15 protein-coding genes are annotated in these 16,223 nt (G+C 62.0%); 11 read left to right on the top strand and 4 right to left on the bottom strand.

Annotation, left to right across the window (positions count from 1 at the left end):
* The first annotated feature begins 221 nt into the window (after positions 1 to 221).
* On the top strand, positions 222 to 1,151 hold the full coding sequence (locus tag V6607_RS18005; RefSeq protein ID WP_032899060.1) for a LysR substrate-binding domain-containing protein: 930 nt from the start codon (positions 222 to 224) through the stop codon (positions 1,149 to 1,151).
* A gap of 821 nt (positions 1,152 to 1,972) precedes the next feature.
* Here the strand turns inward: V6607_RS18005 and V6607_RS18000 are convergent.
* Complete coding sequence (locus V6607_RS18000; protein ID WP_087694984.1) at positions 1,973 to 2,458, bottom strand: GFA family protein; 486 nt, start codon at positions 2,456 to 2,458, stop codon at positions 1,973 to 1,975.
* Between the two features lie 34 nt (positions 2,459 to 2,492).
* Complete coding sequence (locus tag V6607_RS17995) at positions 2,493 to 3,404, bottom strand: LysR family transcriptional regulator (RefSeq protein WP_008436234.1); 912 nt, start codon at positions 3,402 to 3,404, stop codon at positions 2,493 to 2,495.
* Positions 3,405 to 3,606: 202 nt separating this feature from the next.
* On the opposite strand from V6607_RS17995, the gene V6607_RS17990 reads away from it, so the two are divergent.
* From V6607_RS17990 to dctM, 8 genes are all read left to right on the top strand, one after another.
* Positions 3,607 to 4,425, top strand: a complete 819-nt coding sequence (locus tag V6607_RS17990) for a MaoC family dehydratase N-terminal domain-containing protein (protein WP_134326763.1) — start codon at positions 3,607 to 3,609, stop codon at positions 4,423 to 4,425.
* A 31-nt stretch (positions 4,426 to 4,456) separates the two neighbouring features.
* Positions 4,457 to 5,620: an acyl-CoA dehydrogenase family protein gene (locus V6607_RS17985; protein ID WP_003215048.1), complete on the top strand. Its 1,164-nt coding sequence runs from the start codon at positions 4,457 to 4,459 to the stop codon at positions 5,618 to 5,620.
* Positions 5,621 to 5,630: 10 nt separating this feature from the next.
* A complete protein-coding gene (locus V6607_RS17980) occupies positions 5,631 to 6,980 on the top strand; it encodes an MmgE/PrpD family protein (RefSeq protein WP_134326762.1) in 1,350 nt (449 codons plus the stop codon).
* 9 nt (positions 6,981 to 6,989) lie between these two features.
* On the top strand, positions 6,990 to 8,186 hold the full coding sequence (locus tag V6607_RS17975; RefSeq protein ID WP_003215053.1) for a CaiB/BaiF CoA-transferase family protein: 1,197 nt from the start codon (positions 6,990 to 6,992) through the stop codon (positions 8,184 to 8,186).
* Between the two features lie 14 nt (positions 8,187 to 8,200).
* Positions 8,201 to 9,016: a CoA ester lyase gene (locus tag V6607_RS17970; RefSeq protein ID WP_003215055.1), complete on the top strand. Its 816-nt coding sequence runs from the start codon at positions 8,201 to 8,203 to the stop codon at positions 9,014 to 9,016.
* Positions 9,017 to 9,238: 222 nt separating this feature from the next.
* Positions 9,239 to 10,222 carry a C4-dicarboxylate TRAP substrate-binding protein DctP gene (gene dctP, locus V6607_RS17965; protein ID WP_003215057.1) on the top strand — a complete coding sequence of 328 codons (984 nt, stop codon included), beginning with the start codon at positions 9,239 to 9,241 and terminating at the stop codon, positions 10,220 to 10,222.
* Positions 10,223 to 10,397: 175 nt separating this feature from the next.
* Positions 10,398 to 11,030, top strand: coding sequence for a TRAP transporter small permease (locus V6607_RS17960; protein ID WP_003215060.1), 633 nt, complete (start codon positions 10,398 to 10,400; stop codon positions 11,028 to 11,030).
* On the top strand, positions 11,030 to 12,310 hold the full coding sequence (gene dctM, locus V6607_RS17955) for a C4-dicarboxylate TRAP transporter large permease protein DctM (RefSeq protein ID WP_003215062.1): 1,281 nt from the start codon (positions 11,030 to 11,032) through the stop codon (positions 12,308 to 12,310). The genes V6607_RS17960 and dctM overlap by 1 nt, the downstream gene beginning before the upstream one ends.
* Before the next feature lie 74 nt (positions 12,311 to 12,384).
* Here the strand turns inward: dctM and ampC are convergent, their stop codons facing one another.
* Positions 12,385 to 13,539: a class C beta-lactamase gene (gene ampC, locus V6607_RS17950; RefSeq protein ID WP_134326761.1), complete on the bottom strand. Its 1,155-nt coding sequence runs from the start codon at positions 13,537 to 13,539 to the stop codon at positions 12,385 to 12,387.
* Positions 13,540 to 13,672: 133 nt separating this feature from the next.
* Between ampC and V6607_RS17945 the strand changes: the two genes are divergently transcribed.
* Together V6607_RS17945 and V6607_RS17940 are read left to right on the top strand one after the other, a co-directional pair.
* A complete protein-coding gene (locus V6607_RS17945) occupies positions 13,673 to 14,548 on the top strand; it encodes a LysR family transcriptional regulator (protein WP_003215066.1) in 876 nt (291 codons plus the stop codon).
* A gap of 190 nt (positions 14,549 to 14,738) precedes the next feature.
* A complete protein-coding gene (locus V6607_RS17940; RefSeq protein WP_134326760.1) occupies positions 14,739 to 15,632 on the top strand; it encodes a LysR family transcriptional regulator in 894 nt (297 codons plus the stop codon).
* On the opposite strand, the gene V6607_RS17935 is transcribed toward V6607_RS17940, so the two are convergent.
* The gene (locus tag V6607_RS17935) at positions 15,633 to 16,208 is read right to left on the bottom strand and encodes a DUF1349 domain-containing protein (RefSeq protein ID WP_134326759.1); all 576 of its coding nucleotides are present in this window, start codon (positions 16,206 to 16,208) and stop codon (positions 15,633 to 15,635) included.
* Positions 16,209 to 16,223: the final 15 nt, after the last annotated feature.

The raw sequence follows: 16,223 nt of genomic DNA, 5'->3' as shown, positions 1-16,223 counted from the left end.
GCAGACTAGCGTTTATAGCCTGGCAACGACCAATGCTTAATTGTCTTAGTGTGCATGCGTTATACGCAGGCTATTTATTCGTGAGCGACGGTTTGTAGCGATAAACGACACTTTCAGCGTTTGCGACGATTAATTGTTTGTCAGGCTGGAGTGCTACCGCTGACCCAATACAAAAAGGTATGTTGTGCAGGTTATTTCCCCTGTGCTCCCGAGTGTCGTCCATGAAACGCAAAATGCCCGGTCTCAACGCCCTCAAAGCTTTCGAAGTCGCCGGCAGTACCGGCAGTTTTACCCGGGCCGCCGAGCTGTTGAACGTGACGCAGAGTGCGGTCAGCCGCCAGGTGCGCCAGCTTGAAGAACAGTTGGGCGAGGCCCTGCTGGAGCGTCGTCACCATCACCTGGAATTGACCAGTGCCGGGCGGGTATTGCTGCGGGCGTTGCATCAGTCGTTCGACAAGATCGAGCTGACGGTGCGCAGTATCCAGCAGAAGTCCCATGCCAATCGGCTGCACATCAATGCGCCGCCGACGTTTACCAATCGTTGGTTGATGCCGCGGTTGGGGCGCTTGCGCGAGCAGCATCCGGAGTTGGAGCTGAGCATTACCACCCGGTTGCAGGACAGCCTGGCGGAGACCAGTACGCTGGATTGTGCGATTCGGTTTGGCGATGGGGAATGGGATGGGTTGGACAGCTCGTTGTTGATTCAGGAGCGGCATATCGCGGTGTGTGCGCCGTCGTTGTATGCCCGGGAGTGGAGTGACGGGATTGATCTGAATCGCATGACGCTGCTGCATGTGCTGGCGCGGGAGGATCAGCGGTATCTGACGTGGAAGCATTGGCTGGATGCGGCGCGGATCAGTGGGGTTGATATCGAGGGGGGGTATGAGTTTGACCTGCTGGATTTGGCGATTCGGGCGGCGATCGATGGGTTGGGGATTACCATTGCGGATTGGCATATGGTCGCTTCGGAGTTGGCCAGTGGGCAGTTGACGCAGGTGCTGAATGTGCATGTGGAGGGGCATCAGTCGTATTGGCTGGTGACCCGGCCGGAGCAGACGGATACGCCGCAGTTGCAGGTGTTTGCGCAGTGGTTGCAGGAGGAGATTTGGTTGGCTCAGCGGCAGTTGGAACCTTCTTTGGCGGCTGTTTGATTCGGTGTACATATCCGTTATTTAGGTAACGGCGACTTATGGTTCCGCTCTTACAGCGGGTCACTTTTGGCAAACGCCCCAAAAGTAACCAAAAGGTCTTTGCCCCACCACTCGGTGCCTCGCTTAGGCTCGGCATGCCCGCACTCCGGCACGGCTCCGCGGGCCGCCGCGACGGGCCATCCATGGCCCGGCGCGGCTAAATCGGCATCCTTGCCGATTTACCCGCTCCACCGTGCCTACTTGCGGCCATCGTGGTTGACGGGGCCCGCAGATCAAGATCAAAAGCAAGAGCACAGCGGCCTACCGGCCGGCTTGAGTGTTAAAAGCAAAGACCAGAGCGAAAGCAGATCTGCTTTTCTGTGGGAGCGGGCTTGCTCGCGAAAAACCTGAGAGCGCCGCGTTCATCCAGAATGCCCGCGTCATCGTTAACGACCTTCGCGAGCAAGCCCGCTCCCACATTTTTTGGACCGTGCCCGCTTTAGATTTTGATTTTGCTCTTCAACACTCAAGCCGGCCGGTAGGCCGCTGTGCTCTTGATCTGCTTTTGATCTTGATCTTGGGCGCCCCGTTAAACCACGCTGGCCGAACGCAGGCTTTGGAGCGTGGGTAACCCGGCAGGACGCCGGGTTAGCCGTCCTGGGCCAAGGATGGCCCATGACGGCGGCCCACGGTCCAAAGCCGGAGTGAGGGCACACCGAGCCTAGGCGAGGTGCCGAGTGGTGGGGCAAGAGCGTTTTGCTTACTTTTGCGCTTTTCAAAAGTGAGCCGCTGTAAGAGCGGAACCATAGGCGGCCTTTACCTAAATAACGGATATACACCCATCAGCCGAGCCCCAACCGCTCATGCCACTCGGCAATCGACTCCTCTGGATACTCCTCAAACTCCAGGTCCCCCGCGCGAACACTCACCTCAACCCACGGCGCCTTCGACCCCAGCATCAAATGCGTATGCTCCGGCGGCACCGGCAACGGCGTATCAATCGCCGAAGCAAACGGATGAATCAACTCCGGCCACTGCGGACTGAACAACCACAACCCCGACCCACACTGCGAACAAAAATGCCGCTCAGCCGTACTCGCATGCGCCCGGCTATCCCCCGGCTCTTTCATCCGCGCGTGATAAATCGAAATCAACTTGCGCCCCCGCACCTTGAGGCTCCTGGCATCCCCCCCAAGGTTGATCGCATACCCGCCACCCCCCTGGGTCTTGCGACAAATCGAGCAATAACACCGCTGATAAGGGTAGGGATGCGCACTCTCAAGACTGAACGAAACCGCGCCGCAATGGCAGGAACCTTCAAGCTGCATGACCAGATCTCCTTCGCAAAAGGGCAACGTTAGCTTAGGCGCCCGGCAGCCGGGGCGGTTCCATCTCGGGCATCAAGGTCGCGATCAACGCCCGAATAGTACCCGGCAACGCCTCCAGTTCCCGCACCAGAATACTGCGCTCACGCACCGCCCAAACCTCATCCAGCTTCACCGTCACCAGTTGCATGGTCCGGCTGTGCCGCACGGCGGCCGACTCGGGAATGATGCCGATCCCCACGCCCGCCTCAACCATCCGGCAGATCGCCTCGAAGCTCGACATTTGAATGCGCAACGACAAGTGCTTGCCCAGCCGCTCCACATGCTCACGCAGGAAACTCAGCAACGTGCTGCCGTCATGCAAGCCGATATGCTGATAAGCCAGGGTTTGCTCCAGCGTCACCGAAGGCAGGCCCGCCAGCGGATGCCCCACCGGTACCGTCAGCACCAGGTGGTCGGTGCTGAAGTGCAGCACCTGCAAACCCGACGCTTCCACAGGCCCGGCGATGATGCCCATGTCGCTGGTGCCATCCAGCACGCCCCGCACGATATCCCGCGACAGCCGCTCCTGCAGGTCCACCGTCACGCCGGGGCGCTGGGACAGGAAGCCGGCCAGCACCTCCGGGAGAAATTCGGTCACGGCGGTGGTGTTGGCAAAAATGCGGATATGCCCGGCCGAGTCGATGCCGTATTGGGTGAACTCGCTTTTCAGGTAATCCACCTGGCGCATGATCAGCCGCGCATGGTGCAGCAGCCGTTCGCCCGCCGGGGTAATTTCCACACCACGGCTGTCGCGGTACAACAGGCGGGTGTCGAGTTGGCCCTCCAGGGCCTTTATCCGCGCACTGGCGGCGGCCGGCGAAAGGAACGCGCGCTTGGCGCCCTGGGTCAGGCTGGGGGATTCGGCGATATGGATAAACAGGCGTAAGTCAGCCAGATCAAAGTGCATGCAAGGCTCCGGGGCAGCGACGAAGAACCCATGTGGGAGCAGGCAAGCCAGCTCCCACATTGATCATCCGGGTTCTTGAGATCTTTTTATGGGCGATGGCGTTCAGCATAGCCGAACGCTGCTTTATTGAAATGCAAATTCTCAGAACGGCCAAGGCCCAGCATGATCCGGTTCAGATTCCCTGCCCGAGGACATGCACCTGATGAGCGCCACAGACTGGATCGGCCGTAGCGAAACAGCCCACGACCACTTGAGCCACAACCTGCTCAAACGCATCGCCGCCACCTTTGGCGAAGCGGCACCGGCAGATGGCGAGCCGGTTCCGCCCTTGTGGCAATGGTGCTTCTTCCAGGACCCGCTGCCCGAGTCCGCCCTGGGCGGTGACGGTCATCCGGCCCGTGGCGGCTTCCTGCCGCCGGCCGATAATCGCAACCGCATGTGGGCCGGCGGGCGTATCGAGTTCTTCCATGCATTGCGTGCCGGTGAGGCCGCCACCCGCGTTTCGACCATCACCCGGGTGGAAGAAAAAACCGGTCGCACCGGCTCGTTGTTGTTCGTCACCGTGCGCCACGACTATTCCCAGGACGGCCGCCTGGCCCTGCGCGAAGAGCAGGACATCGTCTACCGCGAACCCACACCGCCCAAGCAGGGCAGTGGTGACGCGCTCCCCGAAGGCGCCTGGCGTGAAGCGGTCGACCCGACGCCAACCCTGTTGTTCCGCTACAGCGCCGTGACCTTCAACGGCCACCGCATTCACTACGACTACCCCTATGTCACCGGCACCGAAGGTTATTCGGGGCTGGTGGTGCACGGTCCGCTGATCGCCACCTTGAGCCTGCGCGCATTTTGCCGCGCCAACCCCGCGGCCACGTTGCGCCGTTTCTCGTATCGCGGCGTGCGCCCGTTGATTGCCCCGCAAGCCTTTGAAGTGGGCGGGCACGTCACCGCGCCGGGCGTCGCGGAACTGTGGGCGGGCAACGCCGACGGCCTGGCCCAGCGCGCCGAACTGCATTTCGAATAAACCTCCAAGAACAACAGGCGGAGAGCCGTTAATGAACCCGAATGACAACGAAGAACTGAATGCCATCCGCGAAGGCGTGCGCGCACTCTGCGCCGAATTCGACGCCGCCTACTGGCGCAAGGTCGATGAAGAAAAGGGCTTCCCGGAAGCCTTCGTCAAAGCCTTGACCGACGCCGGCTGGCTGTCGGCAATGATCCCCGAAGAATACGGTGGCTCCGGCCTGGGGCTGGCGGAAGCCTCGGTGATACTGGAGGAAGTGAACCGCTGCGGTGGCAACTCCGGCACCGTCCACGGCCAGATGTACAACATGTTCACCTTGCTGCGTCACGGCAGCGAAGCACAGAAAAGCTTCTACCTGCCCAAGCTCGCCAGCGGCGAATTGCGCCTGCAGTCGATGGCCGTGACCGAACCCACCACCGGCACCGACACCACCAAAATCAAGACCACCGCAGTCAAGCGCGGCGACAAGTACGTGATCAATGGCCAGAAAGTCTGGATCTCGCGGGTGCAGCATTCCGACCTGATGATCCTGCTGGCCCGCACCACGCCGTTGGCCGAGGTGAAGAAAAAATCCGAAGGCATGTCGATCTTCCTGGTGGACTTGCGGGAAGCCATCGGCAACGGCCTGACCGTGCAGCCCATCGCCAACATGGTCAACCACGAGACCAACGAACTGTTCTTCGACAACCTGGAGTTGCCGCTGGACAGCCTGATTGGCGAGGAGGGCAAGGGCTTCCGCTACATCCTCGACGGCTTGAATGCCGAGCGGACGCTGATTGCCGCCGAGTGCATCGGCGATGGCCGCTGGTTTATCGAGAAAGCCAGCGCCTATGCCCGCGACCGCGTGGTATTTGGTCGGCCCATCGGACAGAACCAGGGCGTGCAGTTCCCGATTGCCGAAGCCCATATCGAGATCGAAGCGGCCGACTTGATGCGCTGGCGTGCCTGTGAGGAATACGACAGCGGCGCCAATGCCGGGGCCAGCGCGAACATGGCCAAGTACCTCGCGGCCAAGGCTTCCTGGGAGGCGGCCAACGCCTGCCTGCAAACCCACGGCGGCTTCGGGTTTGCCTGCGAATACGACGTGGAGCGCAAGTTCCGCGAAACCCGCCTGTACCAGGTTGCGCCGATCTCCACCAACCTGATCCTGTCCTACGTGGCCGAGCATCTGCTCGAACTGCCACGCAGTTTCTGAGGGCCCGACCATGAGCCATACCCAAGCGCTGTGTCGGTTCCTCGCCGAGTTGAATTACGCACAATTGCCGGACGCCGTACTCGCCCGCACCGAAGACCTGTTCCTCGACTGGCTCGCCTCGGCGCTGGCCAGCAAGGGCGCGCATCCGATCCCGTTGTTCGAACGTTATGCCCGCAGGATGGGCCCGGCTGATGGCCCGGCGCAGATCATCGTCAACGGCGGCAGCAGCAGTGCCTATTTCGCCGCGCTGGTGAATGGCGCGTCGTCGCACCTGGTGGAGCAGGATGACCTGCACAACAGCTCGGTATTGCACCCGGCGACCGTGGTGTTTCCGGCGGCATTGGCGGCGGCGCAAGACCTCGGCAAGTCCGGTCGCGAGCTGCTGCTGGCCTCGGTGGCCGGTTACGAAGCCGGGATTCGCATCGGTGAGTTCATGGGCCGTTCCCATTACCGGATCTTCCACACCACGGCCACCGTCGGCACCCTCGCGGCGGCGGTGGCCGTGGGCAAATTGCTCGACTTCAACCAAGAGCAATTCATCAACCTGCTGGGCAGTGCCGGCACTCAGGCGGCCGGGCTGTGGGAGTTCCTGCGGGATGCCGCCGACTCCAAGCAACTGCACACTGCCAAGGCCGCTGCCGATGGTTTGCTGGCGGCGTATCTGACGGCGGACGGGCTGACCGGTGCGCGCAATATTCTGGAAGGTGATCAGGGGATGGCGGCGGGCATGTCCACCGACGCCGACCCAGGCAAATTGGCGGATCGCCTCGGCAGTCGCTGGGCGCTGCTGGAAACGTCGTTCAAGTTCCATGCTTCATGCCGACATACCCATCCGGCCGCCGATGCGCTGCTGGATCTGATGCAGCGCGAAGGGCTCGGCCATGAGCAGATCGCCCATGTGGAAACTCGCGTTCACCAGGGCGCCATCGACGTGTTGGGCCGGGTGACGCTGCCGCAGACCGTGCACCAGGCCAAGTTTTCCATGGGCACCGTGCTGGGGTTGATTGCCGTGCATGGCAAGGCCGGGCTGACCGAGTTTCACGAGCTGGCGCTGAGCGACGGGGACGTGGCGGCGTTTCGCGACAAGGTCTCCATGACCCTCGACGCCGAAGTCGACGGTGCCTATCCGCAGCGCTGGCTGGGCCGGGTCATCGTGACCACCGCCGATGGTCGCACCCTGCACGGCGCCATCGACGAACCCAAGGGCGACCCGGGCAACACCCTGAATCGCTCGGAGCTGGCCGACAAGTTCCAGCGCCTGACTCAATTCAGCGGTGCCCGCACACCCGCGCAAACCACCGGGCTGATCGAAAAAGTCTGGGACCTGCGCAACGCCGCGTCCCTGGCTCACTGGCTTTAAGGAACTGTCATGACCGCTAATCAACGACCGCTGGACGGCATCACCGTTGTCAGCCTGGAACACGCGATTGCCGCACCGTTCTGCACCCGCCAGTTGGCCGACCTGGGCGCGCGGGTGATCAAGATCGAACGTCCCGGCGCTGGCGACTTTGCCCGGGGCTATGACGAGCGCGTGCGCGGCCTGGCCTCGCATTTCGTGTGGACCAACCGCTCCAAGGAAAGCCTGACCCTGGACCTCAAGCACGACGATGCCGGGGACATCCTGGAAACCCTGCTGGCCGATGCCGATGTGCTGGTGCAGAACCTCGCACCGGGCGCGGCCGCGCGCATGGGATTGTCATTCGAGGCGCTGCATGAGCGCTTCCCGCGGCTGATCGTCTGCGACATCTCCGGCTATGGCGAGGGTGGCCCGTATGAAAAGAAAAAGGCCTACGACCTGCTGATCCAGAGCGAAGGCGGCTTTCTCTCGGTCACCGGTGGCCCGGGTGAAGACCAGATGGCCAAGGCCGGCTGCTCCATCGCCGATATCTCCGCCGGTATGTACGCCTACAGCGGCATCCTCTCGGCGCTGCTGCTGCGGGGCAAGACCGGGCAGGGCAGTCGCATCGACGTCAGCATGCTGGAAAGCCTGGTGGAGTGGATGGGCTACCCGATGTATTACGCGTTCGACGGCGCGCCCCAGCCACCGCGCGCGGGTGCGGCGCATTCGACGATCTACCCCTACGGGCCGTTTCCCACCGGCGACGGCGGCACGGTGATGCTCGGGTTGCAGAATGAGCGGGAATGGGCGGCGTTCTGCGACAAGGTGCTGCTCACCCCGGAATTGGCCACCGACGAGCGTTTCTCGGCCAACTTCAAGCGTTCGGAAAACCGCGACGTGCTGCGCCAGATCATCGTCGACAGTTTTGCGCAGATGAGCGCCGAGGGCGTGATCCAGCGCCTGGAAGACGCGCAAATCGCCAGTGCACGAGTCAACGACATGCAAGGCGTGTGGGACCACCCGCAGCTCAAGGCCCGGGACAGTTGGCGTGAAGTCGACAGCCCGGCGGGCAAATTACCGTCGTTGCTGCCACCGGCACGCAATGCCGCGTTCACCCCGCGGATGGATGCGGTGCCGGGGCTGGGGCAGCACAGCCAGGGGATTCTCGACCAGCTGGGTTACTCCGCTGAAGCCATCGACGGCCTGCGTATCCGCGGCGTTATCTGACAAGGAATCGAACGATGCCAACCTCTCTTGTGCGCTCTGCGCTGTTTGTACCGGGCAGCCGACCGGAACGTTTTGCCAAGGCCCTGGCCAGTGGCGCCGATGCAGTGATTGTGGATTTTGAAGACGCGGTGGAAGAGCCGCTCAAGCGTCAGGCCCGGGACAACCTCGGGGTGTTTTTGCAGGCGACGCCGGCGGCGCGGGTATGGGTGCGGATCAACGCGCCGGAGCATCCCGAGCATTTTGCCGATGTGGCGTTCTGTCAGGCCCATGCCGGAGTCGCGGGGGTGTTGCTGCCCAAGGTTGAAAGTGCGGCCCAGGTGGCCGTGGTGGCTGCAACGGGCAAGGCTATCTGGCCGATTATCGAGAGTGCGCGGGGTTTGCTGGCGGTGGCGGAAATCGCCCATGCGCCGCTGGTGGAGCGCCTGTCGTTTGGTGGCCTGGACCTGGCGCTGGACTTGAACCTGAGCAGCGGCTCCCCGGCCGCGCAATTTGCCCTCGACCAGGCTCGCCTTGCCTTGATCGTGCATTCCCGCGCCGCCGGGCTGGTGGCGCCGCTGGACGGCGTGCACCCGGCCATCGACGACCCCGAAGGCCTGCGCCGTTCGATTCGGCATGCCTATGAAATGGGCTTTGCCGGCGCGCTGTGTATCCATCCCAAGCAGGTGGCGGTGATTCACCAGGCGCTGGCCCCCAGTGCCGAGGATCTGGCCTGGGCCAAACGGGTGGTGGACGCCGGTGCCCATGGGGCCGGGGCGTATCAACTGGACGGGCAGATGGTGGATGCACCGGTGCTGCTGCGGGCCCAACGATTATTAGCCGCGCAACCGTAGAAATGTGGGAGCGGGCTTGCTCGCGAAAGCGGTGGGTCAGCCAGTGCATCCGGTGACTGGCACACCGCTTTCGCGAGCAAGCCCGCTCCCACATTGGATCTCTGTCGTTTGCAAAATCGGCGTTCGTCCACGCCGAACGCAGGTATCTAAAATTCGAAATTCTCTATACGCGTGACATCAGGCACCTTGCCCTATAACACAACAATAAGAAGGTGATTTTCCATGCTCAAGCTTTCTCGGGCGCTGTTCTGCGCCGCCACCTTGTTTGCCGCGGGCCTGGCCCAGGCGGCCGACCCCATCGTGATCAAGTTCGCCCACGTCGTCGCGGAAAACACCCCCAAAGGCCAGGGCGCCCTGCTGTTCAAGAAGCTCGCTGAAGAACGCCTGCCCGGCCGGGTGAAAGTCGAGGTGTACCCCAACTCCTCGCTGTTCGGCGACGGCAAGGAAATGGAAGCGCTGCTGCTGGGCGACGTGCAGATGCTGGCGCCGTCCCTGGCCAAGTTTGAGCAGTACACCAAGCAAGTACAAATCTACGACCTGCCGTTCCTGTTCAACGACCTGGCGGCGGTCGACCGTTTCCAGGCGGCCCAGGGCAAGGCGTTGCTGACCTCGATGCAAGACAAGAACATCCTCGGTCTGGCCTATTGGCACAACGGCCTCAAGCAACTGTCGGCGAACAAGGCATTGCGTGAGCCCAAGGATGCCCGTGGCCTGAAGTTTCGCGTGCAGGCCTCCAGCGTCCTGGAGGAGCAGTTCAAGGCGATCCGCGCCAACCCGCGCAAGATGAGTTTTGCCGAGGTGTACCAGGGCTTGCAGACCGGCACCGTCAACGGCACCGAGAACACCTGGTCGAACTATGAAAGCCAGAAGGTCAACGAAGTGCAGAAGTACTTCACCGAATCCAACCATGGGCTGATCGACTACATGGTGATCACCAACGCCAAGTTCTGGAACGGCCTGCCGCCGGATGTGCGCACCACCCTGGATCAGGTCATGGTTGAAGTCACCGTCGAGGTGAACAAGCAGGCCGAGGCGCTGAACCAGTCGGCCAAGCAGAAGATCATCGACGCCAAGACCAGCGAAATCATCGAACTGACACCGGAGCAACGCCAGCTCTGGCGCGAAGCCATGCGCCCGGTGTGGCAGAAGTTCGAAGGTGAAATCGGCGCTGACCTGATCAAGGCGGCCGACGCGTCGAACCAGTAATTTGGAGAGCACCGAGATCAAATGTGGGAGCGGGCTTGCTCGCGAATGCGGTGTATCAGTCACCGAATGCATCAACTGAAAGACTGCATTCGCGAGCAAGCCCGCTCCCACATTTTGATCCGGTTCCCGCCTCCAAGCCTTGCACACACCTATCTCCGCTTCGCGAGGTTTTGCCATGCAAACGCTAAGGCGCGTCTGGGAGCACCTGGAGGAAGGCTTTATCGCCATCCTGCTGGCCGCCATGACCCTGGTGACTTTTGTCTACGTCATGCTCAACAACATCTACACCCTGTTCTTTGCCCTTGCCGACAAGTGGGCGTGGAGCAGCGGTTTCTTCAATGCCCTGGGTGACCACACCATGGGCTGGGCCCAGGACATGACCTGGAGCGTGGCGCTGACCAAGGCCATGTTCGGTTGGTTGATTTTCTTTGGCATCTCCTACGGCGTACGCACCGCCGGCCACCTGGGGGTGGACGCGCTGGTCAAGCTGACGCCGCGCCGGGTGCAGCGCCTGCTGGGCATGCTGGCTTGCCTGTGCTGCCTGGCCTACGCCGGGTTGTTCATGGTTGCCAGCTACAAATGGCTGAGTGCGGTCACCACCGCGCACATCGGCGCCGAAGACCTCGACAAGTTCGGCATCGACGTCGACGACATCGTGGTGATCGTGCCCATCGGCTTTGCCCTGGTGTTCATCCGCTACCTGGAAATTTTCTACCGCATCTTCACCCACCGCCAAACCGGGCTGGGCCTGGCCGACGAAGCCGGTGAAGCCAGCAAGTTGGCCGGCAGCCATGAGGAGCGTCACTGATGGCCGTTCTGTGTCTGTTTTTGCTGCTGTTCGTGTTCATGTTCCTCGGTGTGCCCATCGCGATTTCCCTGGGGTTGTCGGGCGCGGTGTCGATCCTGATGTTCAGCCCGGACTCGGTGAGTTCCCTGGCAATCAAGCTGTTTGAAACCTCGGACGCCTATACCTTCCTGGCGATTCCGTTCTTCCTGTTGTCGGGTGCGTTCATGACCACCGGTGGCGTGGCGCAGCGGCTGATCGACTTTGCCAACGCCTGCGTCGGGCATATCCGCGGCGGGCTGGCGATTGCAGCGGTGCTGGCATGCATGCTGTTTGCCGCACTGTCGGGCTCCTCGCCCGCGACAGTGGCGGCGGTGGGTTCGATTGCCGTGGCGGGCATGGTGCGCTCGGGCTACCCGAAGGAATTCGGCGCCGGGATCATCTGCAACGCCGGTACCCTGGGCATCCTGATTCCGCCGTCGATCGTGATGGTGGTGTACTCGGCCGCCACGGAAACCTCGGTGGGCAAGCTGTTCATGGCCGGGGTGATTCCGGGCCTGCTGCTGGGCTTGATGTTGATGGTCGCGATCTACATCGTCGCGCGCATCAAGAAACTGCCGGCCCAGCCACGGGCGACCTTTCGCGAGTGGCTGACCTGCGCCCGCCGGGCATTCTGGGGCCTGTTGCTGCTGGTGATCATCCTGGGCGGGATCTACAGCGGCATGTTCACCCCGACCGAAGCGGCGGCGGTGGCGGCGGTGTACTCGGCGTTTGTCGCGCTGTTCATCTACAAGGACATGAAGATCAGGGATTGCCCCAAGGTGCTGCTGGAGTCCGGGCGCCTGGCGATCATGCTGATGTTTATCATCGCCAACGCCATGCTCTTCGCTCACGTGCTGACCACGGAGCAGATTCCCCAGGAAATCACCGCGTGGGTGATCTCCGAGGGCCTGACGCCGATTGGTTTCCTGATCATGGTCAACGTGGTGTTGCTGGTGGCGGGCAGCTTTATGGAGCCGTCGGCGATCGTGCTGATCCTGGCGCCGATCTTTTTCCCGATTGCGATGAAGCTGGGGATCGACCCGATTCACCTGGGAATTGTGATGGTGGTCAACATGGAGATTGGCCTGGTGCATCCGCCGGTGGGGTTGAACCTGTTTGTGACCTCGGCAGTGACAGGGCTGACGCTGGGGCAGACCATCCGCGCGGCGTTGCCGTGGCTGATGATCCTGCTGGTGTTCCTGATCATGGTGACTTACCTGCCGTTCATATCGCTGGCCTTGCCGCATTGGCTGGGGATGTAAACCCAACTTGAATCACGCCACAAAACAATGTGGGAGCGGGCTTGCCCGCTCCCACATTTGAGGTGTGCAGGGATTTATTTATCCATCGCACTCAAGATCGCATGGGCCACTTTTACCCGTTCGGCATTCGGGTAGTTCTTGTTCGCCAGGATCACCACCCCCAGGCCTTTGCTCGGCACGTACGCCACGTAGGCGCCAAAACCACCGGTGGCGCCAGTCTTGTTCACCAGCGTGTCGGCATGGGGCGCTTGCGGTGGTGTCAGCCAGTTGACCTTGTGGGGCTGAAAGGCCATTTGTGCCGAGTTGCCTTCCGTCAATGCATCCAGCGTGATCGGGTAGGGGTACATCTCCCAGCCGAGGCCCTGGGTCATGCCATCCACCGTGTAGTAGCCGGTGTGGGTTGCGGCAATCGCCTGTTGCAGCGGCTTCTCCAGCTTCGCCGGGTGCATGTTCACTTCAACGTACTGAATCAGGTCCGAGGTGCTGGTCTTGATGCCGTAGGCCTCGGCGTCCAGGGCGCCAGGCCCGACGCGCACCGGTTTGCCGGACTTGTCGTAACCCTGGGCGTACAGGTTCATTTGTGACTTGGGTACGCTGATAAAGGTGTGCTTGAGGCCGAGTTTCGGCAGCAGGGTCTGCGCCATCAACCGGTCAAACGGCTGGCCCAGGCTTTGCGCTGCCAGGTGGCCGAACAAGCCGATGCTCGGGTTGGAATACAGGCGTTGGGTGCCGGGAGCGAAGTCCGGTTTCCAGTGCTGGTAGTAGCTGATCATCTTGCCGGCGTTATCGGACTCATCGGGGAATTGCAGGGGCAAGCCACCTGCGGTGTAGGTGCCGAGGTTGAGCAGGCTGATGTGGTCAAACGTGTCGCCGCGCAATGCCGGCAGGTATTGGTTGGCCGGGTCCGATAGCTTCAGCTTGCCGTTGGCCAGGGCATAGCCGGCAAGGGTGGCGGTGAAGGTCTTGCTCACCGAGCCGATTTCAAACAGGGTGTTTTCGGTGACGGGCTGCTTGCTCTCCTTGCTGGCAACGCCGTAGTTAAAGTATTGCGCCTTGCCGTTCTGTACGATCGCCACCGACAGGCCGGCGATGTCCTGTTGCTGCATCAGGGGCTGGACCGTACTGTCCACGACCTGGCGCATGTCGGTAGCCGCCATGCAGTTGCCTGCGCCGAGCAATAAGGCGAATATCGCGGTGTTGCGCACGGTTGGAAAAAGAGATGTGTACATGATGACGTGACTTCCATGAAGGTGATCGGGTGAATACCGTTGCCTGCGCAGGCGCCGCAAATCTAGGCAGTTTGTGATCCCGCGGCAAACGATGATATCTCGCAACAGCCATTAGAAAAATTAGGGTCAAGCCATGCTCCGTTCCCATTTGCCACTCAACGCGCTGCGAGCCTTCGAGGCGTCTGCGCGGCATTTGAGTTTTACCCGGGCGGCGATTGAACTGTGCGTCACCCAGGCGGCGGTCAGTCACCAGGTGAAAAGCCTGGAGGCGCAGCTCAATGTCACGCTGTTCAAACGCCTGCCCCGGGGCCTGATGCTCACCAGCGAGGGCGAGACCCTGCTGCCGGTGTTGCGCGAATCCTTCGACCGGATAGCTCAAACCTTAGGCCAGTTTGAAGGTGGGCATTACCGCGAAGTATTGACGGTAGGCGCGGTGGGCACCTTTGCGGTGGGCTGGCTGTTGCCGCGGCTTGCGGATTTCCAGGCGCGCTACCCGTTTATCGACTTGCGCCTGTCCACCAACAACAACCGCGTCGACGTGGCGGCCGAAGGCCTGGATTACGCAATCCGGTTTGGTTCCGGCGCGTGGCACGGCACCGAGGCGTGCCAATTGCTGGAGGCGCCGCTGACGGTGCTGTGCGTGCCGCAACTTGCTCGGCAATTGCAGACTCCGGCGGACCTGTTGAAGCACACGCTGCTGCGCTCATATCGTGCGGATGAGTGGACGCAATGGTTCCAGGCCGCGGGATTGCCAGCCGACACGCTGGTGCCGCGCAGTATCGTTTTCGACTCGTCCCTGGCGATGATGGAGGCGGCGCTGCAAGGGGCGGGGGTGGCCCTGGCGCCGGCGATGATGTTCAGCCGGCAGTTGGCGACGGATGTGATTCGCCAGCCGTTCGAGATCGGCATCACCACCGGCAGTTATTGGCTGACGCGCTTGCAGTCACGGGCCGAGACGCCGGCGATGCTGGCGTTCAAGACGTGGTTGCGTGAAGTGGCCATGCACTGAGGTTGGGTCGACGCTGTGGCGAGGGAGCTTGCTCCCGCTGGGCTGCGTAGCGGCCCCAAAGAAGCGACGGTGTTAGTTCAGCAAGAACGCGGCGGATGGTTTCAGGGTCGCTGCGCAACCCAACGGGAGCAAGCTCCCTCGCCACAGGTTATTCTCCCACTCGGTCTGCCACTGATCATAAGAGGCTGCAATGCAAACTTCCGGCGTAGACATCCGTCAACTCAAGGCCTTCGTGGTGGTGGCCGAGGAGCTCAGCTTCGTGCGCGCCGCGACCCGTCTGCATGTCTCGCAACCCGCGCTGTCCCAGACCATCCGCCAGTTTGAGGCGCTGCTGGACGTACAACTGTTCCAACGCAACACCCGCAACGTAGCACTGACCGAAGCCGGCCTGGCCTTGCTGGTAGAGGCGCGGGAAATCGTCAATGGCGTAAGCCGCCTGGTACGCACCGCCCACGAACATGCACGCGGCGTACGCGGCTCATTGAATATCGGCTTCCTGATCGGCGCGGGTGTGGACTTGATGCCGCAAATCCTCAGCGTGTTCGCCAAGCGCTACCCGGAGATCGAACTGGTGGTGCGCGAGTATGACTTCGGCTCGCCCCATGCCGGGATCGACGAGGGCATGGACGTGTCGGTGCTGCGCCCGCCACTGGGCCTGCCGGACATCGAGTTGCACACCCTGGTGACCGAACCCTGCGTGGCGTGCCTGGCGTCCAGCCACCGGTTGGCCGGGGAGAGCAGCGTGAGCATCTACGATGTGCTGGATGAGCCGATCATTGCTGCACCGGGAGTGGGCGTGTGGCGCAGTTTCTGGACCGCCGACGCGTACCGCGATGGCCAGCCGGCGCGGATTGTCCATGAAGCTTCGACGGTGGAGACCGAGTTGCAGGCGGTGGCGTCGGAGCGCGGGATCAGTATCACCGCGCTGTCCACCGCACGTTTTTATGCACGGCCCGGCCTGGCTTTCCCGGTGATCAGCGATATGCCGATGTGTGAAGTGGCGGTCGCCTTGCCGCTACAACCGAGTGTGGCGGCGCGCAACTTTGCCGAGTTGGCGATGGAAGTGGCGAGCAGCCGGGGTTAGTCAGGACAGGTCGTGCAGGGATTTGCCGTTGGGCGCACTTACCTGAAGCTCGGAAAACTCCACCTCCAGCCCGCCACGTTCCGGCGTGCAGCAATAAGGTCCCACCCGATACGACGCAGCCACGGGGAACGGCGCCAGGCGCACCAATGGCCAGCTCACGCCATCCACCGACACCTGCACGCGCAGCACGCCCTTGGCCACGGTGGCGCGAATCCAGAACGCCTCGGGATCACCCGGGAACACACCGGTGGCCCAGTCCGACACGCCATCGGTCAATACGCTGCTCAACAGCGTCACACCGTCGGACAGCTCTGCACCGATCTTCACCCAATGCGCTTCATCCACCCGCACCATCAACCCGGCCTGGTCATACAGGTGGGTAAACGCGCTGTGGATTTTGACTTGGGCGGTAAAGTCGCCGTCGGTTTCAACAAACAGGAAATGCCCGTTGTCGCGCACAAAACCATAGTGGGTTTCGCGCCAGAAATCGGTGCTGGCATCGGTGCGCACCTTGAGGCGCTCGCCTTCTCGGCTCCATTGCTGGGGTTGATTGAGCCAACTGGCCTGTTCAAACATCGGGAAGCTCCTTGA

The sequence above is a fragment of the Pseudomonas sp. KK18 genome (genome assembly GCF_037094675.1).
Taxonomy (GTDB): Bacteria; Pseudomonadota; Gammaproteobacteria; order Pseudomonadales; family Pseudomonadaceae; genus Aquipseudomonas.
Note: the sequence above shows the minus strand (reverse complement) of the source record. Positions and strands in the feature narration are given on the sequence as shown.